General features: G+C 69.8%; 20 protein-coding genes. 17 read left to right on the top strand and 3 right to left on the bottom strand.

Features of this window, described 5'->3' with window-relative positions:
* Nucleotides 1-179 precede the first annotated feature (179 nt).
* The gene (locus ACIBH4_RS12960) at nt 180-947 is read right to left on the bottom strand and encodes an ABC transporter permease (RefSeq protein WP_362514025.1); all 768 of its coding nucleotides are present in this window, start codon (nt 945-947) and stop codon (nt 180-182) included.
* 148 nt (nt 948-1,095) lie between these two features.
* Entirely contained in the window at nt 1,096-2,004 is a 909-nt protein-coding gene (locus ACIBH4_RS12955; RefSeq protein WP_362514028.1) for an ABC transporter ATP-binding protein, read from the bottom strand.
* A 244-nt stretch (nt 2,005-2,248) separates the two neighbouring features.
* Here ACIBH4_RS12955 and ACIBH4_RS12950 point away from each other — a divergent pair, with 244 nt between their 5' ends.
* The 10 genes from ACIBH4_RS12950 (at nt 2,249) to ACIBH4_RS12905 (ending at nt 12,237) form a co-directional block, all read left to right on the top strand.
* A complete protein-coding gene (locus ACIBH4_RS12950; RefSeq protein WP_362514031.1) occupies nt 2,249-3,481 on the top strand; it encodes a multidrug effflux MFS transporter in 1,233 nt (410 codons plus the stop codon).
* A gap of 105 nt (nt 3,482-3,586) precedes the next feature.
* On the top strand, nt 3,587-4,366 hold the full coding sequence (locus tag ACIBH4_RS12945; RefSeq protein ID WP_362514369.1) for a metalloregulator ArsR/SmtB family transcription factor: 780 nt from the start codon (nt 3,587-3,589) through the stop codon (nt 4,364-4,366).
* The gene (sufB, locus tag ACIBH4_RS12940; RefSeq protein ID WP_344920891.1) at nt 4,363-5,775 is read left to right on the top strand and encodes a Fe-S cluster assembly protein SufB; all 1,413 of its coding nucleotides are present in this window, start codon (nt 4,363-4,365) and stop codon (nt 5,773-5,775) included. Before ACIBH4_RS12945 ends, sufB begins: the two co-directional genes overlap by 4 nt.
* Nucleotides 5,775-6,896 carry a Fe-S cluster assembly protein SufD gene (gene sufD, locus ACIBH4_RS12935; protein ID WP_362765032.1) on the top strand — a complete coding sequence of 374 codons (1,122 nt, stop codon included), beginning with the start codon at nt 5,775-5,777 and terminating at the stop codon, nt 6,894-6,896. The genes sufB and sufD overlap by 1 nt, the downstream gene beginning before the upstream one ends.
* A complete protein-coding gene (locus ACIBH4_RS12930; RefSeq protein WP_350947742.1) occupies nt 6,893-7,210 on the top strand; it encodes a non-heme iron oxygenase ferredoxin subunit in 318 nt (105 codons plus the stop codon). The genes sufD and ACIBH4_RS12930 overlap by 4 nt, the downstream gene beginning before the upstream one ends.
* A gap of 1 nt (nt 7,211) precedes the next feature.
* A complete protein-coding gene (gene sufC / locus ACIBH4_RS12925; RefSeq protein WP_386207977.1) occupies nt 7,212-7,982 on the top strand; it encodes a Fe-S cluster assembly ATPase SufC in 771 nt (256 codons plus the stop codon).
* Nucleotides 7,982-9,241 carry a cysteine desulfurase gene (locus ACIBH4_RS12920; RefSeq protein WP_362514038.1) on the top strand — a complete coding sequence of 420 codons (1,260 nt, stop codon included), beginning with the start codon at nt 7,982-7,984 and terminating at the stop codon, nt 9,239-9,241. The genes sufC and ACIBH4_RS12920 overlap by 1 nt, the downstream gene beginning before the upstream one ends.
* A 118-nt stretch (nt 9,242-9,359) precedes the next feature.
* The gene (sufU, locus tag ACIBH4_RS12915; protein ID WP_362514041.1) at nt 9,360-9,797 is read left to right on the top strand and encodes a Fe-S cluster assembly sulfur transfer protein SufU; all 438 of its coding nucleotides are present in this window, start codon (nt 9,360-9,362) and stop codon (nt 9,795-9,797) included.
* On the top strand, nt 9,794-10,177 hold the full coding sequence (locus tag ACIBH4_RS12910) for a metal-sulfur cluster assembly factor (protein WP_362514044.1): 384 nt from the start codon (nt 9,794-9,796) through the stop codon (nt 10,175-10,177). The genes sufU and ACIBH4_RS12910 overlap by 4 nt, the downstream gene beginning before the upstream one ends.
* 368 nt (nt 10,178-10,545) lie before the next feature.
* Complete coding sequence (locus ACIBH4_RS12905) at nt 10,546-12,237, top strand: DEAD/DEAH box helicase (protein WP_362765034.1); 1,692 nt, start codon at nt 10,546-10,548, stop codon at nt 12,235-12,237.
* Nucleotides 12,238-12,476: 239 nt separating this feature from the next.
* Here the strand turns inward: ACIBH4_RS12905 and ACIBH4_RS12900 are convergent, their stop codons facing one another.
* A complete protein-coding gene (locus tag ACIBH4_RS12900; RefSeq protein WP_362514050.1) occupies nt 12,477-13,655 on the bottom strand; it encodes a LacI family DNA-binding transcriptional regulator in 1,179 nt (392 codons plus the stop codon).
* Nucleotides 13,656-13,820: 165 nt separating this feature from the next.
* On the opposite strand from ACIBH4_RS12900, the gene ACIBH4_RS12895 reads away from it, so the two are divergent.
* The 7 genes from ACIBH4_RS12895 (at nt 13,821) to ACIBH4_RS12865 (ending at nt 22,227) form a co-directional block, all read left to right on the top strand.
* Nucleotides 13,821-15,602 (top strand): ABC transporter substrate-binding protein, encoded by a 1,782-nt coding sequence (locus ACIBH4_RS12895; RefSeq protein ID WP_362514053.1) that lies wholly within the window; start codon nt 13,821-13,823, stop codon nt 15,600-15,602.
* A 139-nt stretch (nt 15,603-15,741) separates the two neighbouring features.
* A complete protein-coding gene (locus ACIBH4_RS12890; protein WP_362514056.1) occupies nt 15,742-16,737 on the top strand; it encodes an ABC transporter permease in 996 nt (331 codons plus the stop codon).
* Nucleotides 16,734-17,639 (top strand): ABC transporter permease, encoded by a 906-nt coding sequence (locus tag ACIBH4_RS12885; RefSeq protein WP_399172022.1) that lies wholly within the window; start codon nt 16,734-16,736, stop codon nt 17,637-17,639. The genes ACIBH4_RS12890 and ACIBH4_RS12885 overlap by 4 nt, the downstream gene beginning before the upstream one ends.
* A complete protein-coding gene (locus ACIBH4_RS12880; protein ID WP_362514060.1) occupies nt 17,640-18,581 on the top strand; it encodes an ABC transporter ATP-binding protein in 942 nt (313 codons plus the stop codon).
* A gap of 17 nt (nt 18,582-18,598) precedes the next feature.
* Complete coding sequence (locus ACIBH4_RS12875; protein ID WP_362765037.1) at nt 18,599-19,486, top strand: ABC transporter ATP-binding protein; 888 nt, start codon at nt 18,599-18,601, stop codon at nt 19,484-19,486.
* Between the two features lies 1 nt (nt 19,487).
* Entirely contained in the window at nt 19,488-21,866 is a 2,379-nt protein-coding gene (locus ACIBH4_RS12870; protein WP_362765040.1) for a glycosyl hydrolase 2 galactose-binding domain-containing protein, read from the top strand.
* 91 nt (nt 21,867-21,957) lie between these two features.
* On the top strand, nt 21,958-22,227 hold the full coding sequence (locus tag ACIBH4_RS12865) for a phosphoribosyl-ATP diphosphatase (protein ID WP_362514069.1): 270 nt from the start codon (nt 21,958-21,960) through the stop codon (nt 22,225-22,227).
* Nucleotides 22,228-22,235: the final 8 nt, after the last annotated feature.

Here is a 22,235-nt window from a genome sequence, read left to right as displayed (position 1 = left end):
GCCAAACTTGGCCAGATTCGCCCCGTATGCCGTGTCGCCGGCCGGGATGAAGATCGCGTTCCGGTAATGATCACCTGGAGGATGGTAGATCTTGACGATCACCCTGGTTGATCTTTTGCGGGGAAGAGGTGGAGAAAATCCTGATTTAGGCGATCCCCGGTAACCGATTTCCGGACGGATCATTCCCAGCGGAACGTCCGGGAGGTGAGGAAGAGCGACACCACCGCCCACGCCGCGAGAATCGCCACGGCGGCGAGCGGCACCCCCGCGCCGTCGCTCAGGACCGCGCGGAGCCCTCCGGTCAGCGCCGAGATCGGCAGCAGCTCCAGCACCGGCCGCACCGCCTCGGGAAACCTCGCCAGCGGGAAGGCGACCCCACCGCAGGCGAGCAGGAGCAGGTAGACGAGGTTCGCCGCGGCGAGCGTGGCCTCGGCGCGCAGCGTCCCCGCCATCAGCAGGCCGAGCCCGCTGAACGCGGCGGTGCCCAGCACGATGAGCGCCAGGACCGCGAGCGGCGAGCCCGTGGGGTGCCAGCCCAGGGCGAGCGCCACCGCGCAGATGACCGTCACCTGGACGACCTCCACCGCGATCACCGCGAGCGTCTTGGACAGCATCAGCCCGGTCCGCGACAGCGGGGTCGCGCCCAGCCGCTTCAGCACGCCGTAGCGGCGCTCGAAGCCCGTCGCGATGGCCTGCCCGGTGAAGGCGGTGGACATCACGGCGAGCGCGAGCACGCCGGGGGTCATGAAGTCGATCCGGGAACCGCCGCCCACGTCGATGATCGGGGCGGAGGAGAGGCCGACGAGCAGCAGCACCGGGATGATCATCGTGAGCAGCAGCTGTTCGCCGTTGCGGAGCATCGCCCGGATCTCCGCTCCCGTCTGGGCCGCCACCATCCGGCCCAGCGGCGCGGCTCCGGGGGCCGGCGTGAGGTCCAGGGTCGTCATGGGGCTCTCCAGCGGTCTGATGCGCGCTCCGGTTCGGGCCGCGCCCGGACGCGTGAGGGGTGGCGAAGGGGGTGTGAAGGTGTCACCGGGGCGGAGGGCTCCGGGGGCGTCGCCGCGACGGTGGGTTCGAGGGCGGGTTTCGGGGGCGTCACCGGAGCTCACGCCCGGTCAGTTCCAAGAAGACGTCCTCCAGGGTGCGCCGCTCGATGCTGAGGTCGTCGGCGGTCACGCCCTCGGCGGCGCACCAGGTCGTCACCGTGGCCAGGAGACCGGGCACGACCTGCCCCTCGATGATGTAGTGCCCGGCCGGCGACTCCTTGGCCGCGCTGCCGGCGGGCAGGGCGGCGAGCAACTCGTCCAGGCAGAGGCCGGGGCGGGCGCGGAAGCGCAGCTGCCGCTCGGCGCCGGTGAGGGAGGAGGGCGTGCCCTCGGCGACGACCCTGCCGCGATCGATGATCACGATCTGGTCGGAGAGCCTCTCCGCCTCGTCCATGTGGTGGGTGGTGAGCACCACGGAGACCCCGCTTGAGCGCAGGTCCTTGACCAGCTCCCAGCAGGCGTGTCTGGCCTGGGGGTCCAGGCCCGCGGTCGGCTCGTCGAGGAAGACCAGCTCCGGACGGCCGATGACCGCTCCGGCCAGTGACAGGCGCTGCTGCTGGCCACCCGACAGCCTGCGGTACGGGGTGCGGGCGTGCTCGCTCAGCCCCAGCCGTTCCAGCAGCGCCGCGGGATCGAGCGGGTGGGCGTGGAAGCGGGCCATCAGCCGCAGCCACTGCCCGCAACGGGACGCGGGGGGAACGCCGCCCGCCTGGAGCATCACCCCGACCCTGGCCCGCAGTTCCGGCCTCGACGGGTCGAGCCCGAGCACCCTCACGGTGCCGCCGTCGGCCCGGCGGAACCCCTCGCAGATCTCCAGGGTGGAGGTCTTGCCGGCCCCGTTGGGGCCCAGCACCGCGGTGACCGCGCCGCGGGCGGCGTTGAAGGTCAGGCCGTCGATCGCGGTCGTCCCGCCGTATCTCTTGACCAGGTCGACGATCTCGACGGCTGGGGAGTCCATGGCCACGAGTTTAGGGACTGTGTCCGCCGGTCACGCTCCCGGACCACGCGTCCGCAGCCGCCGGGAACCCGTTTTCCGCGCGGTGCCCGGCCGCCCCTCGCTCCCACCTAAAGGTTTTTCCGAGAAAATTTCCGAAAAGCAGGAATTCGGATGAACAGCTGTTGGTTGGGAGGTTTCGGCCCCTGTGGGCCGTCATCGCCCGTAAGTGGAGGGCGTGGCCTGCGACCAAAAAGGGGATACGGGTATGACCGCGGCCGCCGTTGAGCCGGAGGTGGCGCCGATCGTACGGCGCAGGGGGCTGTTGCTCGCCATCCTGGGAGCGCTGTCGGCGGTCGGCCCCCTCGCGATCGACATGTACCTTCCCGCCTTCCCCTCCATCGCCGCCGACCTGGGCAGCGGGCAGGCGCAGGTGCAGCTCACCCTCACCGCCTGTCTCATCGGATTCTCGGTCGGGCAGGTCATCGCGGGCCCGATCAGCGACACGCGCGGCCGTCGGGGCCCGCTCCTGATCGGCATCGCCGCCTACGCCGCGGCCTCCCTGCTGTGCGCCTTCTCGCCCTCGGTGTACGGGCTGGTCGGCTTCCGCCTGCTCCAGGGCATCGCGGGCGGCGCCGCGCTGGTGATCGTCCGCGCGATCGTCCGCGACCTGTACGAGGGGGCGGCCATCGCCCGCATCTTCGCCACCCTCATGCTGGTGACCGGCCTCGCCCCGATCCTCGCCCCGATCGCGGGCGCGCAACTGCTCGCCCACACCTCCTGGCGGGGCGTGTTCGTCGCGTTGAGCGTCGCGGGCCTGCTGTTGCTGGTCTTCGCGCTGTCCGGGGTACGCGAGACGCTTCCCGCCGAGCGGCGCGAGAGGGGCGGGCTCAGGCACACCCTCACCACCTTCTGGCACCTGCTCCGCGACCGCCCCTTCATGGCCGCGACCCTCGCCGGGGGGCTGAACTTCGCGGCCATGTTCGCCTACATCTCCGGGTCGCCCTTCGTGCTCCAGGACGTCTACGGCACCTCGGCGCAGACCTTCTCGCTGGTGTTCGGGCTGAACGCGCTGGGCCTGACCATCGCCGCCCAGGTCGGCGGGCGCCTCGCCGGGCGCCTGGACCCGGCCGGGCTCATCCTCGCCGGGTTGTTCCTGGGCGTGGCCGGAGCCGCCGGGGTGCTCGCCGCGGCCCTGTTCCACCTGCCTCTGCCGGTGCTGGTCACCGCGCTGTTCGTGATGATGTGCGGGGCGGGCCTCGTCCTGCCGGGCAGCGGCGCGCTCGCCCTGGCCGGTCAGCCCGCGCGGATCGCCGGGAGCGCGGCCGCGCTGACGGGCGTGCTGCAGTTCGCGCTCGGCGCCGTCGCCGCACCGCTGGTGGGTCTGGGCGGGGAGGGATCCGCTCTGCCGATGGCCGTCGTACTGGCCGGTTTCACTCTCGCCGCGCTCGCCGCCTTCGCCGGGCTGCGCGGGACCGCGCGGAGCGTTTCCCCAGCTTAGGTAAGCCTTACCTGCGTGATGAACCACATTCCGGACGACCGTACATCGGGTTTGTAACTCGGGAAGCAATTACGGCACACTGATGTTGTGAAATACGTGACCGGGATGCAGGACACCGAGGGAGCCGCCATCGCGCGGCCCTCCGGCGTGTCCGCCGAGCGCAGCACGCGAGCGCGTGTCGCCCGGCTCATCCTGGAACACGGGCCCATCACCGCCGCCGCCCTCGGCGAGCGGCTCGGCCTCACCCCCGCCGCCGTTCGCAGGCATCTCGACGCCCTGCTGGCCGAGGGGATGGCCGAGGCCCGCACCGCGAGGCCGCGAGGCCAGCGCGGGCGCGGGCGACCGGCGAAGCTGTTCGCGATAACCGACGCCGGCCGCAGCGCCTTCGAGCACGCCTACGACGGCCTCGCCGGGAGCGCGCTGCGCTTCTTGGCCGAGCGCGTGGGCCCCGAGGCCGTGGCGGAGTTCGCCCACTCCCAGGTGGCCGGCCTGGTCGACCGCCTGAGACCGAGGATGAGCGAGGTCCCCGCCGACCAGCGGGTCCGTGTCCTCGCCGAGGCGCTGTCGGCCGACGGCTACGCCGCCTCGGCGAGCAAGGCGAGCCTGGGCGGCGAGCAGCTGTGCCAGCACCACTGCCCGGTCGCGCACGTGGCCGCGGAGTTCCCGCAGCTGTGCGAGGCCGAGACGGAGGCGTTCGCGCGCATTCTCGGCACCCCCGTGCAGCGGCTCGCGACCATCGCCCACGGCGACGGCGTGTGCACCACGCACGTCAGCCCCCACAGAACACCGGGGCCGGGCGCAGGAGACCCCCCGGCACCTGATCCGGCGCGATCGCCGGCAATCCACGAAACGATCGACACATCGAGCAAGGAGACCGGAAGGTGACTGTCACCGACCGCCCGGAGCTGGAAGGCCTCGGGAATTACAAGTTCGGCTGGGCCGACTCGGACGCCGCGGGAGCGACGGCCCGGCGTGGCCTGTCCGAAGAGGTCGTCCGCAACATCTCCGCGCTGAAGAGCGAGCCGGAGTGGATGCTGGACCTTCGTCTGAAGGGGCTGCGCCTTTTCGGCAAGAAGCCCATGCCCAACTGGGGTTCCGACCTCAGCGGCATCGACTTCGACAACATCAAGTACTTCGTGCGCTCGACGGAGAAGCAGGCCGCCTCCTGGGAGGACCTGCCGGAAGACATCAAGAGCACCTACGACAAGCTCGGCATCCCCGAGGCGGAGAAGCAGCGCCTGGTCGCCGGCGTCGCCGCCCAGTACGAGTCCGAGGTGGTCTACCACAAGATCCGTGAGGACCTTGAGGAGAAGGGTGTCATCTTCGTCGACACCGACACCGCCCTCAAGGAGCACGAGGAGATCTTCAAGGAGTACTTCGGGACCGTGATCCCCGTCGGCGACAACAAGTTCGCCGCGCTGAACACGGCCACCTGGAGCGGCGGCAGCTTCATCTACGTGCCGCCGAACGTCAACGTGGAGATCCCGCTCCAGGCCTACTTCCGGATCAACACCGAGAACATGGGGCAGTTCGAGCGGACCCTGATCATCGTGGACGAGAACTCCTACGTCCACTACGTCGAGGGCTGCACCGCGCCGATCTACTCCTCCGACTCGCTCCACAGCGCCGTCGTGGAGATCATCGTGAAGAAGGGCGCGCGCTGCCGTTACACGACCATCCAGAACTGGTCGAACAACGTCTACAACCTCGTCACCAAGCGCGCCGTGGCGTACGAGGGCGCGACCATGGAGTGGGTCGACGGCAACATCGGCTCCAAGGTCACCATGAAGTACCCGGCCGTCTACCTCATGGGTGAGCACGCCAAGGGCGAGACCCTCAGCGTCGCCTTCGCCGGTGAGGGCCAGCACCAGGACGCCGGGGCCAAGATGGTGCACCTCGCGCCGAACACCAGCTCCTCGGTGATCTCCAAGTCCGTCGCCCGCGGCGGCGGCCGCACCTCCTACCGCGGCCTGGTCCAGATCGAGGAGGGCGCTCACGGCAGCGCCAGCACCGTCAAGTGCGACGCGCTCCTCGTCGACCAGATCAGCCGCTCCGACACCTACCCCTACGTGGACGTGCGCGAGGACGACGTCTCCATGGGGCACGAGGCCACCGTCTCCAAGGTCTCCGACGACCAGCTCTTCTACCTGATGAGCCGCGGTCTGGGCGAGGACGAGGCGATGGCGATGATCGTCCGGGGCTTCGTGGAGCCGATCGCCCGCGAGCTCCCGATGGAGTACGCCCTGGAGCTGAACCGCCTGATCGAGCTGCAGATGGAAGGGGCTGTCGGCTGATGGGTCTCGACACAGGAAAGCCCCTGTCGACCCTCCACGAGAAGGCCTCGTACGACGTGGCCGACTTCGAGGTACCGACCGGCAGGGAGGAGGAGTGGCGCTTCACCCCGCTCTCCCGGCTCAAGGGTCTGCACGAGGGCGCCGCGGCCTCGGCGAACGTGGTCGTGCACGTCGACGCCGCCCCTGAGGTCACCGTGGAGACCGTCGGCCGCGACGACGAGCGGGTCGGTAAGGCCTACGTGCCCGCCGACCGGGTGAGCGCCCAGGCATACTCCTCCTTCGAGAAGGCCACCGTGCTCACGGTCGCGCGCGAGGCGGTCGCCTCCAAGCCGACCGTGATCACCTTCCTCGGGTCGGGTCAGGGCACCGCGTACGGCCACACGGTCGTGAGGCTGGAGCCGATGGCCGAGGCCGTGGTCGTGCTCGACCACCAGGGCAGTGCCGTCTACGCCGACAACGTCGAGTTCGTCGTGGGCGAGGGCGCCACGCTCAAGGTCGTCAGCCTGCAGGACTGGTCCGACGACGCCGTGCACGTCTCCCACCACCACGCCCTGCTGGCCAAGGACGCGACCTTCCGCGGCTTCGTGGTCACCCTCGGCGGCGACCTGGTCAGGCTGTCACCGTCGGTCGCCTACGAGGGCCCCGGCGGCGACGCCGAGCTGAACGGCCTCTACTTCGTCGACGCCGGCCAGCACCTGGAGCACCGCCTGCTCGTCGACCACTCCAAGCCCGGCTGCCGCAGCAACGTCGACTACCGCGGCGCGCTGCAGGGCACCGACGCCCACGCGGTCTGGATCGGCGACGTCATCATCCGGGTCGAGGCCGAGGGCACCGACACCTACGAGCTCAACCGCAACCTGCTGCTCACCGACGGCGCCCGTGCCGACTCGGTGCCCAACCTGGAGATCCTCACCGGTGAGGTCGCCGGGGCCGGCCACGCCAGCGCCTCGGGCCGTCTCGACGACGAGCACATCTTCTACCTCCAGGCCCGCGGCATCCCCTTCGAGGACGCGCGCCGACTCGTCATCAGGGGCTTCTTCGCGCAGCTGCTGGAGAAGATCGAGGTTCCCGAGCTTCGCGAGCGGGTGCTCGCCCGGGTCGAGGCGGAGCTTGAGAAGTGACGTTCGAGAAGGTCTGCAAGCTCGCGGACATCCCCGACGAGGGAGTCATCGGCCTTGAGGTCGACGGCACCCCCGTCGCCCTGGTCCGCCAGGGCGAGGAGGTCCACGCGCTCCACGACGTGTGCTCCCACGCCGAGGTGAAACTCAGCGAGGGGGAGGTCTACGACGGCACCCTGGAGTGCTGGCTGCACGGCTCGTGCTTCGACCTGCGCTCGGGCAAGCCCACCGGCCCGCCCGCCAACAAGCCCGTTCCCGTATACCGAGTGAAGATCGACGGCGATGACGTCCTCGTCTCGCTCTCGAAGGAGTCATAAAGTGTCTGACACGAGCCGAGTCCCCTCGGGGTCCACCCTGGAGATCCGCGACCTGCACGTCACCGTCGCCGACAAGGAGATCCTGCGCGGCGTGAACCTGACCGTGCGGGCCGGCGAGACCCACGCCATCATGGGTCCCAACGGCTCGGGCAAGTCCACGCTCGCGTACGCGATCGCGGGCCACCCCAAGTACACCATCACGAGCGGCCAGGTCCTGCTCGACGGGGTCGACCTGCTGGAGCTCACGGTCGACGAGCGCGCCCGCGCCGGTCTGTTCCTCGCGATGCAGTACCCGGTCGAGGTCCCCGGTGTCAGCGTTTCCAACTTCCTGCGCACCGCCGTCACCTCCATCCGCGGCGAGGCTCCCAAGCTTCGCGAGTTCGCCAAGGACCTCAAGTCCGGCATGGACGCCCTGTCCATCGACGCGGCCTTCGCCCAGCGCAACGTGAACGAGGGCTTCTCCGGCGGTGAGAAGAAGCGCCACGAGATCCTCCAGCTGGAGCTGCTCAAGCCGAAGATCGCCGTTCTCGACGAGACCGACTCGGGCCTCGACGTCGACGCGCTGCGCGTGGTCTCCGAGGGCATCAACCGCTTCCGCTCCGGCGAGACCGGCGTGCTGCTCATCACCCACTACACCCGCATCCTGCGCTATGTGAAGCCGGACTTCGTCCACGTCTTCTCCGCCGGGCGGATCGTGGAGCAGGGCGGCCCCGAGCTCGCGGAGAAGCTTGAGGCGGAGGGCTACGAGGCCTACACGAAGGCGTCGGCCTGATGGACACCGGCCTTGACGTGGAGAGGATCAGGAAGGATTTCCCCGTCCTCTCCCGTGAGCTTCCCGGCGGCAGGCCGTTGATCTACCTCGACTCGGGAAACTCCGCGCAGAAGCCGACCCAGGTGGTCGAGGTGATGCGCGAGCACATGGCGATGCACTACAGCAACGTCGGCCGGGCCATGCACGTGCTGGGCGCGGAGTCCACCGAGGCGTACGAGAACGCCCGCGACAAGGTCGCAGCCTTCATCGGCGCGCCCGACCGCGACGAGGTCGTCTTCACCAAGAACGCCTCCGAGGCGATCAACCTGGTGGCGTACGCCTTCGGCAACCCCGCCGGCGAGGACCCCCGCTTCCGGCTCGGCCCCGGCGACGAGATCGTCGTCTCGGAGATGGAGCACCACTCCAACATCGTGCCGTGGCAGATGCTCGCGCAGCGCACCGGCGCGACCCTGCGGTGGTTCTCCGTCACCGACTCGGGCCGCCTTGACCTGTCCAACCTCGACGAGCTCGTCACCGAGCGCACGAAGATCGTCTCGATCGTGCACCAGTCGAACGTGCTGGGCACGGTGAACCCGGTCGCCCCGGTGCTCGCCAGGGTCCGCGAGGTCGGCGCGCTGATGATGCTCGACGCCTCCCAGTCGGTGCCCCACCAGAAGGTGGACGTGGCCGCGCTGGGCGTCGACTTCCTCGCCTTCACCGGTCACAAGGTCGTCGGCCCCTCGGGGATCGGCGTGCTGTGGGCCCGCGGCGAGTTGCTCGAGGCGATGCCCCCGTTCATGGGCGGCGGCGAGATGATCGAGGCGGTCTGGATGGACCACTCGACCTACGCGCCCGCGCCGCACAAGTTCGAGGCGGGCACCCCGCCGATCGTCGAGGCCATCGGCCTCGGTGCCGCGGTCGACTACCTGTCGGAGATCGGGATGGACGCCGTCGTGCGCCACGAGCGCGAGCTCACCGCGTACGCGCTCGGCGCCCTGGGGGAGATCCCCGGGCTGCGGGTCATCGGCCCGCTGGACCTCGCCGACCGGGGCGGTACGGTCTCCTTCACCCTTGAGGGGATTCACCCGCACGACGTCGGGCAGATCCTGGATGACAACTTCGGGGTGGCCGTGCGCGTGGGACACCACTGCGCCCGCCCGCTCCACCTCAGATTCGGGATTCCCGCGACCACGCGGGCGTCCTTCTACCTCTACAACACACCGGCCGAGATCGACGCACTGGTCCGCGGCCTCCACCACGTGCGGAAGGTGTTCGCCTAGCCATGCCCGAGCAGTCGAGACGGCGTACGGGCGGACGGCGGGCGGCGGACGCCCGCCGCACGGCGTCCGGCGACGCACGAGCGCACGGCGCAGCGAACGAGAAGGTGAGCTCGACCCTATGATCGCCGAGTCCATGTACCAGGAGCTGATCCTGGAGCACTACAAGCACCCGCAGGGGAGGGGACTCCGCGATCCGTACGACGCCGAGGTCCACCACGTGAACCCGACGTGTGGTGACGAGATCACCATGCGCGTGAAGCTGGGCGACGGCGGCAAGGTCGAGGACGTCTCCTACGACGGGCAGGGCTGTTCCATCAGTCAGGCCGCGGCCTCCGTGCTGCACGAGCTGGCCACCGGCTCGACCGTCGACGAGACCCTCGGTGTCGTGGACGAGTTCACCCGGCTCATGCAGGGCAGGGGAAAGATCGAGGCGGACGAGGACGTGCTGGGCGACGCCGTCGCCTTCGCCGGGGTCGCCAAGTTCCCCGCCCGGGTGAAGTGCGCGCTACTGGCGTGGATGGCCTACAAGGACGCGGTCGTGAGGAGCACCAAATGAGCAAGGCTGTAGAGACCCCCACCACGGCGTACGACGGCGACGCCACCCATGACGAGGTCATGGAGGCGCTCAAGGACGTCGTGGACCCCGAGCTCGGCATCAACGTCGTCGACCTGGGCCTGATCTACGGGCTCCACCTGGACGCCGCCGAGGGCGCCGAGGGCGGCGAGGGGGTCGCCCTGCCGGTCGCCACCATCGACATGACGCTGACCAGCGCGGCCTGCCCGCTCACCGACGTCATCGAGGACCAGGCGCACTCGGCCCTGGAGGGCATGGTCTCCGACGTCAAGATCAACTGGGTGTGGCTCCCGCCGTGGGGCCCGGACAAGATCAGCGACGAGGGGCGCGAGCAGCTCCGGATGCTGGGTTTCAACGTCTGAGCGGCGCTTCGCGGCACGGCTCGCACCCCCTCGGTTCGGGCTGTGGCCAATTGTGTGAGAGGATTTCCGAGGCCGGGAAGAAAAGCCCGGCCTCGGAGTGTTGACTCCAACCGACGGACAAGCGGACGGCCCATGCCGGACGCCCCGACCGAACTCGGCACTGCGAACGCCGGGTATGCTTGATCGTGGTTTGACTGCGTGCGGGTAAGCTAGACCCGCCCCGTGCGGTGCGCCTCGACTTGCACCGCACTACCGCCCTTCATGTGGGCGTTGATCCAGCGCGGCCTCAGGCCGTGCGTTCCAGGCTCGTCCTTTCGCAGAAGTGACGTGCCCCGTTCTTCTATCGAAAGGCACGAGTCTTCGTGACCATGCTTGACGCTGTTCTGCCCGAAATCACCGACATCACCGAGATCTCCCAGGCCCCCGCAGGTCCGTCCGAGTTCACCCTCCTCGGTCTGCCGAAGCCGCTGGTGACCGGTCTCTCCCGTGCGGGCATCGACAGTCCCTTCCCCATCCAGCGGGCCACGATCCCTGACATTCTCGCCGGTCACGACGTTCTCGGCCGTGGCCAGACCGGCTCCGGCAAGACGCTCGCCTTCGGTCTGCCCATGATGTCCCGCATCGCCGGCGCCAAGGCCCGTCCCGGCCACCCCCTCGCCGTCGTCCTGGTGCCGACCCGCGAGCTCGCCATGCAGGTGACCGACGCCCTCGAGCCGCTCGGCCGCGGCCTGTCGCTGCGGATGAAGACCGTTGTCGGCGGCATGTCCATGGGCCGCCAGATCGAGGCGCTGCGCCGCGGCGTCGAGGTCATCGTCGCCACGCCGGGCCGCCTCACCGACCTCATGCAGCAGGGTGAGTGCATGCTGGACGAGGTCCAGGTGACGATCCTCGACGAGGCCGACCACATGTGCGACCTCGGCTTCTTCCCGGTCGTCAGCGCGATCCTGCAGCAGACCCCGGCCGACAGCCAGCGCCTGCTGTTCTCCGCCACCCTCGACGGCGACGTCGACAAGCTGGTCCGCCGCTTCCTCACCAACCCGGTGACCCACTCCATGGCTCCGGCCGCCTCCTCGGTCGACACCATGGAGCACCACGTGCTGGAGGTGCACCGCGACGACAAGTTCCCGGTGACCGCCGAGATCGCGAACCGCGAGGGCCGGACCATCATCTTCGTGCGCACCCAGCACGGGGTCGACCGGCTGTGCAAGCAGCTCGCCCAGGTCGGCATCCGTGCCGGCGGCCTGCACGGCGGCAAGCGCCAGAACCAGCGCACCCGCATCCTGGCCGAGTTCAAGGAAGGCGCGATCAACGTCCTGGTCTGCACGGACGTCGCGGCCCGAGGCATCCACGTCGACAACATCAGCCTCGTGCTGCACGTCGACCCGCCCCAGGACCACAAGAGCTACCTGCACCGCGGTGGCCGTACCGCCCGCGCCGGGGAGAAGGGCACCGTCATGACGCTGGTGCTCCCCAACGAGCGCCGCTCCACCGACGCGATGACCCGCCGCGCGGGCATCAAGCCGTTCCGCATCAAGGCCACCCCGGGCCACCCGCGCCTGGGAGAGGTCGCCGGCGCGCGGATGCCCAGCGGCGAGCCGATCCCGGTCTGGGAGCCTTCGGCGCCGGCCGCCAAGCAGCGTCAGGGGCGCGGTGGCTTCGGTGGCAACGGTGGTGGGCGTGGCCCGCGCCGCTTCCGCTCCGACCGTCCCGCCCACGGCGGCGAGGGCCAGCAGTCCCGCGAGCGTTCCTTCGGTGACGACAGCCGTGGCGCCTCCGGCGGCGGCCAGTACCGCTCCGAGCGCCCCGCCGGTGGCGGTTACCGTTCTGAGCGTCCCTCGGGCGGCGGTTTCCGTTCCGAGCGTCCCGCCGGTGGCTACCGCGGTGGCGAGCGGCGCGAGCCGTTCCGCGCCGACCGTTCGGCTCCGGCCGGCGGTCACCGTTCCGAGCGTCCGGCCGGCGAGCGCGAGTCGTTCCGCGGCGAGCGCCAGGGCGGCTTCCGCGGCGGGGAGTTCCGCGCCGACGGTCGCGGCTCCTCCTCGCGCGGCCGCTACGGGCGCTGATCATCAAGTAGGACCCGAGGGTTCCACCGCGAGCCCCTGAAGGGCCGGTACGACATCCGTCGTACCGGCCCTTCTGCTGTGCTGGGCGGGGGCAGCCGCTGGATCCTGTGCGGGAAGGGCGACGGGCACGTCTTCGCGGCGAGCATGGGCTTCGAACGCACCGAGGTACGGGGCATCCGGCGCCGCTCGTCACCCTGACCAGGCCCTGAAAGAGCTCGCGGCCCCGACCCGAAGGCCCCTCAGGGGGCCTCGGAGGGCGGGGGAGCGGTGCTGGCCCTGGGGGTGAGGCGGGCGATCTCGTCCTCGTACGGGCCCGCCTCCTCCCCGGCCTCCCCGGTGACGAGGGCGAGGAGCCTGCGGGCGGCGTGGGCGCCGTAGGCGGAGATGTCACGGCTCAGGGCGGTGAGCGGCGGGCGGACGACGCGGGAGAGGGGGGAGTCGTCCCAGGCGACGATGGACAGGTCGCCGGGGATGTCCAGGCGCAGGTCCTGGGCGGCCGACAGCCCGGCGACGGCCATGATGTCGTTGTCGTAGACGATCGCGGTGGGCCGGTCGGCGGAGCTGAGCAGTCGCCGGGTGGCGCGGGCGCCCTCCTCGCCGGTGTAGTCGGTGTGCACGGTCACGTGCTCGGCGACGCCTTCGCAGGCCTGGGCGAAGGCACGGTCGCGCAGCACGGTGTGGAGCAGGCGTGGCAGCCCGGCGACCCTCGCGATCCTGCGGTGGCCGAGCGCGGCGAGGTAGCGCACCGTCTCGCGGACGGCGCCGTCGTCGTCGGACCAGACGGAGACCAGCGACCCGGACCCCGACGGATGGCCGACCACCACGGCAGGCAGGTCCAGTGCCTCGAACTCGGGGATCCGCGGGTCGTCCACGTGCAGGTCGACCAGGATGGCTCCGTCGACGCGGCCCTCCGCCCACCAGCGGCGGTAGACCGAGACCTCCTGCCTGTGGTCGGCGACCACCTGCAGCGTGAGCGCGTACGAGCGGGCGGACAGCTCGCTCTCGATGCCGCTGATCAGCTCCAGCGTTCCAAGCGAGAGGGCTGCCGGGTTTACCCGGCAGGTGGGTCGCCTCCCTGTTGCCGTTTCCGTGGTTGAAACGGTCAGGGCCTGGCCGTCGCCTACCTCGACCGGGGGAGGCGAGAAGCCGCTCCCTTCGGGGAGCGGAGGAGTCACGAAGAAGGGTTCCATGCCGAGGGCGCGGGCCGGGCGGCACAGGACCAGGCCCACGGTGTTGGCCCGCGCGCCGTTCAGGGCGCGGGCCGCGCTGTTGGGGCGCCAGCCGATCTCCTCGGCGATCGCCAGGATCCTGGCACGGGTGCTCTCCGAGACGCCGGGCTGCCCGTTGAGGGCGTACGAGACCGCCCCCTTGGAGACCCCTGCCTGTCTGGCGACATCCGTGATCGTCGGTCTTCTCATGTCCACTCTCCCCGATCGGGGTGATTGTAACTGAACCGGTCCAGTCACCTATTGACAGTGCCGACACATTGACTTTACGGTCGCGTTACTTATCCGGTTCAGCCAGCGCATGCGGTCGCGTCTAGATCGGTTGGGAGCGCTCCCATGCTGGAGAGGAGACTGTCGATGCGGATTCGACGAAGGTTCGCGATCCTCGGGATGGCGGCCTGCATGGTCGCGACCGGGTGCACCGGAGGGTCCACGACGCCGTCCGCCCCGAGCGCGGCGCCGCAGGGTTCCGGCGCCGCGGCCCCGTCCGGCGGCGCGGGTGGTGCGGGCGGCGCGGACGCCGCGTTCCCCCGCAACGAGACCCTGTACACCAGTGGCACCCAGTGGGGTCCCCCCGCGAACTGGAACCCGTTGCGGACCTGGGACTCGGCCGTCGGCACCAAGGGGCTCATCTACGAGACCCTGTTCCTGTACGACCCCCAGACGGACGAGTTCACCCCCTGGCTGGCCGAGAGCGGCACCTGGACCGATGACAAGACCTACGACCTCAAGCTCAGGCAGGGGGTCACCTGGGCCGACGGCAAGCCCTTCACCGCCGACGACGTGGTCTTCACGGTCGAGCTCGGCAAGATGAAGACCATTCCCTACGCCAACCTGTGGGACTGGCTGGAGAAGGTCGAGGCGGTCGACCAGAGCACGGTCAGGTTCACCTTCTCCAAGGCCAACTACCAGCAGTGGGCCAACTGGGTCTACGGCAACGCGATCGTCCCCAAGCACATCTGGGAGGGCCTCTCCGAGGAGGAGGTGCTGAACGGCGTCAACGAGAAGCCGGTCGGCACCGGGCCGTACGCCTATCACAGCCACGACCAGGACCGGATGGCCCTGGTCAAGCGCGACGGCTGGTGGGCCACCGCCGCGCTGGGCAAGGACGTCAAGCCCAAGTACATCGTCGACATCGTCAACTCCAGCAACGAGGTCGCGATGGGCCTGCTGCTGCAGAAGGGCCTGGACCTCAGCAACAACTTCCTGCCCGGCGTGGCCAACCTGGTCAAGGGCAACTTCGGCATCAAGACCTACTATCCGGAGCCGCCCTACATGCTCTCGGCCAACACCGCCTTCCTGGTGCCCAACACCAAGAAGAAGCCGTTGGACGACCCCGCCTTCCGCAAGGCGATCGCCAACTCCGTCGACACCAAGAAGATCGTCGAGGGTGTCTACGGCAACCTGGTCAAGGCGGCCGGCCCCACCGGGCTGCTGCCCCAGTGGGACAAGTACGTCGACCAGGCCGTGGTGAGCGAGAAGGGCTTCTCCTTCGACACGAAGAAGGCGAAGAAGCTGCTGGCCGACGCCGGATACAAGGACGGTGACGGCGACGGGTTCGTGGAGAACAAGGACGGCTCCAAGGTCTCGCTGAAGGTCATCGTCCCGGCGGGGTGGACCGACTGGATGGAGGCGAGCCGGGTGATCGCCGAGGGCGCCAAGGCGGCCGGGATCGACCTCACCCCCGAGTTCCCCGACTACAACGCGCTCGTCGACCAGCGCACGTCCGGCAAGTTCGACCTGCTGCTCAACAACGAGCGGCAGCTGTCCAACACCCCCTGGATGTACTACGACTACATGTTCCGGCTGCCGATCAACAAGCAGCAGAACACCGTCAACTTCGGCCGCTACGAGAACAAGAAGGTCTGGGACCTGGTCCAGGATCTCGACGGCAAGAAGGCCGACGACCTTGAGGGCATGAAGCAGGTCGCCTCGGAGATCCAGAAGATCCAGCTGGACGATCTGCCGGTGATCCCGCTCTGGTACAACGGCCTGTGGGCGCAGACCAGCAACGCGGTCTGGACCAACTGGCCCTCCTCCGACGCCGCGACGCCCAAGAGCCCGCCGACCATGTGGCGCAACTGGCTTGAGCTGGGCGGGGTGCTCACCCTGACCGAGCTGAAGCCCGCCGGAGGCTGATCCCCGCGATCCTCGCCCCCTCCCCACGCCGCCCGGCCGCCCGGCCGGACGCGCCGCCCGGTCTCCGGGCGGGACGACCGGCCGCCCGGTTCCGTGGCCGCGCGGGGAGGGGCCCATCTCGCCGATTCTGGAGGATCGCGTGCGACGCTATTTCGGCCGGAAGCTGCTCGTGTACGGGCTCACCTTCCTCGTGGCCGTCACGATCAACTGGATGATCCCGCGCTTCATGCCTGGCGACCCGGTCCAGAGCATGCTGGCCAGGGCGAACGTGTCACAGCCCGCCGCCGTGGAGGCGATGCGGGCCCACTACACGAACCTGTTCGGGCTCGACCTGCCGCTCTGGGAGCAGTACGCCAACTTCTGGGCGGCGCTCTTCCGGGGCGACCTGGGGACCAGTATCTGGCTGTTCCCCACCCCGGTGACCGACGTCATCGTGCGGGCGGTGCCGTACACGCTGGCGTTGCTCATCCCCTCCATCCTGCTCAGCTGGTGGGCGGGCAACAGGTTCGGCGCCTTCGCGGCCAGGCGCAAGTGGCTGGACAACACGGCCCTGCCGATCGGGTACGTGCTCACCGCCACGCCCTACATGTGGCTCGCCATCCTGATGGCCTGGGGACTGGGCATCGTGGCCGGGATCTTCCCCGTCTCCGGCGGCTACAGCTTCTCCATGCGGCCCAACTGGTCGTGGGAGTTTCTCGGGAGCCTGGCGCTGCACTGGTTCCTGCCGTTCGTCTCGCTCTTCCTCGTCGCGTTCGGCGGCTGGGCGATCGGGATGCGCAACATGATCATCTATGAGCTGGAGGCCGACTACTCCACCTACCTGTCCTCCCTCGGAGCGTCCCAGCGGCTCATCCGGCGCTACGCGTTCAGGAACGCGGTCCTGCCGCAGATCACCGGCCTGGCGCTGCAGCTCGGCGTGCTCGTGGCCGGGGCACTCGTCACCGAGATCGTCTTCTCCTATCCGGGACTGGGGCACCTCATCCTCAAGGCGATCCAGAACCAGGACTTCTTCCTGCTGCAGGGGACCTTCCTGTTCATCGTCGTGGGAGTGCTGATCGCCAACTTCATCATCGACATCGTCTACGTCCTGGTCGACCCGCGTACCAGGACCGGGATGGGAGGGGAGGCCGCGTGACCGCCGTGCCCGCGGACCCGCGCCAGGAGGGGAAGGCCGTCGTGACGGTCGTGCCCGCCAGGCGCCGCGAGGGTCTGTACTTCGCGATGCGCAACGGAAAACTGCTGGCGGGGCTCGCCGTGCTGGTCCCGCTGCTCGTCCTGGCCGTGGCCGCCCCCGTGATCGTCGGGGGCGACCCCAACGCCTACGTCGCCGCCCCCGCCTCGCCGCCCTCGGCCGAGCACTGGTTCGGCACCACCATGTTCGGCCAGGACATCTTCGCCCAGTTCGTCTACGGCCTCAGTCTCACCTTCCAGGTGGGGGTGCTCGGCGGCGGGCTGGCCGCGATCATCGGCATGGCGGTCGGCTTCACCGCCGGATACCGGGGCGGGCTGGTCGACGAGGTGCTGAACATGATCACCAACATCGTCCTGGTCCTGCCCGCGCTGGCGGTGCTGCTGATCGTCAACGCCTACCTCGGTGTCCGCAGCGTCGGCGTGCAGGCGCTCTTCATCGGGCTCACCTCCTGGCCCTGGGCGGCGAGGGCGATCAGGGCCCAGACCTTCTCGCTGCGTTCACGTGACTTCGTGGACCTGGCCAGGCTCAGCGGCGTGCGCACCTGGAAGATCATCGCCAGGGAGATCGCGCCCAACATGAGCTCCTACCTCTTCATGACCTTCATCCTGCTGTTCGGCGGGTCGATCCTGATCGCCGCCTCGCTCGACTTCATCGGGCTCGGTCCGAGCGAGGGCGTCTCGCTCGGCCTGATGCTCAACAACGCGGCTCGCTGGAGCGCCCTTCACCTGGGCATGTGGTGGTGGTTCATTCCGCCGGGGGCCGGGATCACCGCCATCGTCGGAGCCCTCTACGTGATGAACGTCGGTCTCGACGAGGTGTTCAACCCGAAACTGCGGGAGCTGTAGATGACTCTGCGTGTGAACGACCTGCGGGTCCACTACAGGACTCTGCGCGGCGAGGTGAAGGCGCTCGACGGCGTCAGCTTCGACGTCGGCGACGGTGAGATCCTCGGCCTGGCGGGTGAGTCCGGCTGCGGCAAGACGACCCTCGGCAAGAGCCTCATCAGGATGGACGGGCGGATGCGGCTGGCCGGGGGCGGAGCCGAGCTGGACGGCGAGGAGCTGCCGATCGGCGACGACCGCCGGATGAACCCCTTCCGCTTCAGCCGGGTCTCCCTCATCCCGCAGTACTCCATGAGCGCGCTGAACCCCACCAGGAAGATCGGCCGGATGGTCACCGAGCTGCTCGCCTCCCGGGGGGAGCGCCTCGACGTCGCCGAGCTGGAGCGACGCCTCGACCTGGTCGAGCTGCCCCGCGACGTCCTGGATCGCTACCCGATCGAGCTGTCGGGCGGGATGAAACAGCGGATGGTGATGGTCGTGTCCACCCTGCTCGACCCGTCCCTGCTCATCGCCGACGAGATCACCTCCGCGCTCGACGTGTCGACCCAGAAGGCCGTGGCCAGGACCCTGGTGGAGTTCAGGGACCGGGGCTTCGTGCGCAGCATGATCTTCATCACCCACGACATCTCGCTCACCTACCAGATCGCCGACACGATCATGGTCATGTACGCGGGAAGGCTGGCCGAGAAGGCGCCGGCGGGCGTGATCGTCGGCGAGCCGCGCCACCCGTACACCCGGATGCTGATCTCCTCGCTGCCGGAGGTCGGTGTCCGCCACGCCGAGCGCAGGCTGTCGGGCATCCCCGGCAGACCGCCCTCGCTGCTCGACCCGCCCTCGGGCTGCCGCTTCAGGGACCGCTGCCCGCTCGCCTTCGAGCGGTGCGCGGAGGACCCTCCGCCGGTCGAGGTCACCCCCGGCCATCACGTCGCCTGCTGGAAGGCCTGACTCGAAGGATTCGGACGATGTTGAGCCTCGAAGGGGTCACCAAGACCTACCGGGTGGGTGCCTTCGGCACCGCGACCCTCACCGCCGTGGACGACGTGAGTCTCGACCTGGCACCGGGGGAGGTGGTCTCCCTCATCGGTGAGAGCGGAAGCGGCAAGACGACCCTCGGCAAGACCGTACTCGGGCTGGTCCGCCCCACGAAGGGCCGGATCACCCTCGACGGCGCGCAGGCCAGGCCGGGCAAGGCCTACTACCGGCACGTGCAGGGGGTGTTCCAGGATCCGTTCAGCTGCTACAACCCGGTCTTCAAGGCCGACCGGGTGCTCCAGATGATCAGGAACGAGTACTTCCCCGGCGTCGCCGACTCCGAGTGGGCCGGCAGGATCGACACCTCGCTCAAGGACGTCGGCCTCGACCCCGGACAGATCCTGGGCCGCTATCCGCACCAGCTCAGCGGCGGCCAGCTGCAGCGCCTGCTGATCGCCAGAGCGCTCCTGCTCGACCTCAGATACCTCGTCGCCGACGAGATCACCAGCATGCTCGACGCGTCCACCAGGATCGACGTCCTCAACCTGCTCGCCGACCTGAAGTCGCGCGGCCTCGGGGTGCTGTTCGTCACCCACGACCTGTCGCTGGGCAACTACATCAGCGAGCGGGCCGTGGTCCTGTACCGGGGACAGGTGGTCGAGTCCGGCCCCACCGACCTGGTGTTCGGCAATCCCCTCCACCCGTACACGATCAGGTTGCTGTCGTCGGTGCCGAGACTCACCGCCCGGTGGGACGGCGAACCCGCCACCGCCCCCGCGGGGGACACAGGAGAGGGACCCTCCACGCTGGTGGAGGCCGAACCCGGTCACCTCGTCCGGCGGGGCGAGGGCACATCCACGGCATCCGCGGGAGCGTGAGTTGAGGGCACTACACGACGGCTGGACCCTTCACCAGGTGGGCGGGAGCCTCTCGCGCGTCCCGGCCACGGTGCCGGGGTGCGTGCACACCGACCTGCTGGCGGCCGGGCTCGCCGAGGACCCGTACCTGGACGACAACGAGAGTCGGCTGACCTGGATAGGCGACTCCGTCTGGGACTACGAGACGGTCTTCGCCTGGCAGGCCGACGGGCACGACCGTACCGACCTGGTCTGCGAGGGCCTCGACACCGTCGCCACGATCGAGCTCAACGGCGTGGAGGTCGCCCGCGTCGCCAACCAGCACCGCTCCTACCGCTTCGCGGTGCGGGAGCTTTTGCGCGAGGGCGAGAACTCGCTGCGGGTGCGCTTCGCCTCTCCGGTGGAGTACGCCGAGGCGCGCAGGGCCGAGCTGGGCGACCGGCCGGGCGCCTACGAGGCGCCCTACCAGTTCATCCGCAAGATGGCCTGCAACTTCGGCTGGGACTGGGGGCCGGCCGTCGTCACCTCCGGCATCTGGCGCCCCATCGGCCTGGAGAGCTGGAGCGTGGCCAGGCTCGCGTCGGTGCGTCCGCTGGTGAGCGGGGACGGACGGGTCGAGGTGCACGTCACGGTCGAGCGCGCCGACGACATGTCGGCCGCGCCCCTCACGCTGACCGCGGAGGTGGCCGGGATCCCGGTGGAGGCGGTGCTGGCCCCCGGCGAGTGCGAGGCGGTGCTGGCGCTGCGGGTGCCCGACCCCCGGCTGTGGTGGCCGCGCGGTTACGGCGGTCAGGACCGCTACGAGCTGGCCGTACGCCTGTCCGAGCGGACCGGCGAGGCGCTGGGGGAGCCGTGGACGCGGCGGATCGGCTTTCGCGACGTCCGCCTCGACCGTACGGACGAGGCCTTCACCGTGGTCGTGAACGGCGTGCCGGTCTTCGTGCGCGGCGCCAACTGGATCCCCGACGACTGCTTCCCCGCCAGGGTGACCCGCGAGCGGCTGGCCGAGCGTTTCGGCCAGGCCGCCGACGCGAACGTCAACCTGCTGCGCGTCTGGGGCGGCGGCCTGTACGAGAGCGAGGACTTCTACGACCTGGCCGACGAGCTCGGCATGCTGGTGTGGCAGGACTTCCCGTTCGCCTGCGCGGCCTATCCGGAGGAGGAGCCGTTCGCCGCGGAGGTGGAGGCCGAGGCGCGCGAGAACGTCACCCGGCTGTCCTGGCGCCCCTCGCTGGTGCTGTGGTGCGGCAACAACGAGAACATCGAGGGCCACGCCGACTGGGGCTGGCAGGACGGTCTGGAGGGACGCACCTGGGGGGCGGGCTTCTACTACGAGCTGCTGCCCGCCCTGGTGGCCGAGCTGGATCCCACCCGCCCCTACTGGCCGGGCAGCCCCTACTCGGGGCGCCCCGACCTGGCGCCCAACGACCCCTCGCGCGGCACCATACACATCTGGGACGTGTGGAACCGCGAGGACTACACCCGCTACGGCGCCTACCGCCCCCGCTTCGTCGCCGAGTTCGGCTTCCAGGGCCCGCCCGTCCACACCACCCTGCGCGACGCCGTCAGCGGCGAACTCACCCCCGACGCGCCCCTGGTCCTGCACCACCAGAAGGCGCACGAGGGCAACGCCAAGCTGCTGCGCGGTCTCGGCGACCACCTGCCCGCCCCGCGGACCTACGACGACTGGCACTACCTGACCCAGCTCAACCAGGCCAGGGCCATCACCTTCGGTATCGAGCGTTTCCGCTCCCTGGCGCCCTACTGCGCGGGCACGATCGTCTGGCAGCTCAACGACTGCTGGCCGGTCACCTCCTGGTCGGCCGTCGACGGGCGCGGACGGCGCAAGCCGCTGTGGTACGCGCTGCGCCGCGTCTACGCCGACCGCCTGCTCACCGTCCAGGACGGCGCGGTGGCCGTGGTCAACGACGGCCCCGAGCCCTGGACGGGCGAGCTGGAGCTCCAGCGGCTCGCCCTGGACGGGGAGCCGCTGGCCACGGAGAGCGTTCAGGTCAAGGTGGCGCCCCGATCGGTGGCGAGGATCTCGCTCCCGGACCCGGTGGCCGTCCCCCGGGACCCGTCGGCCGAGCTGCTGTCCGTACGGCTGGACGGGCACCGCGCGCTCCGCTTCTTCGCCGAGGATCCACAGGTCGCCTTCCCCGCCGCCGTCTACGACACCGAGGTGACCCCCGCGGAGGGCGGCGGCCTGGACGTCACCGTCACCGCCCGCACCCTCCTGCGCGACCTCGCCCTCTTCCCCGACCGCCTCGATCCGGCCTCCTCGGTCGACGACATGCTGATCACCCTGCTTCCCGGCGAGAGCGTCACCCTGCACGTCACCGGCTCGCCCGACCCCGCCGCCCTCGTCACCCGCCCGGTATTGCGCTGCGTCAACGACTGAGCGCGGGCGGCGCGTGTCCCAGAGAGTGGACCTGCGCGCGGCGGGGCCGGTGGCCCATTAGGCTTGACGGGCACATCCGACGATTCCGAGAGTGATCATGAAGACCTTCGAAGAGCTGTACGCCGAGCTGTCCGACAAGGCGCGCACCCGGCCCGAGGGCTCGGGCACCGTGGCCGCGCTGGACGCCGGGGTCCATGCCATCGGAAAGAAGGTCGTGGAGGAGGCCGCCGAGAGCTGGATGGCGGCCGAGCACGAGTCGAACGAGCGGGCGGCCGAGGAGATCTCCCAGCTCCTCTACCACGTGCAGGTCCTCATGATCGCCAAGGGGATCGGGCTGGACGAGGTCTACAAGCATCTGTGAGCCGGTGC

Source organism: Streptosporangium sp. NPDC050284 (assembly GCF_044459525.1).
GTDB lineage: Bacteria > Actinomycetota > Actinomycetes > Streptosporangiales > Streptosporangiaceae > Streptosporangium.
Note: the sequence above shows the minus strand (reverse complement) of the source record. Positions and strands in the feature narration are given on the sequence as shown.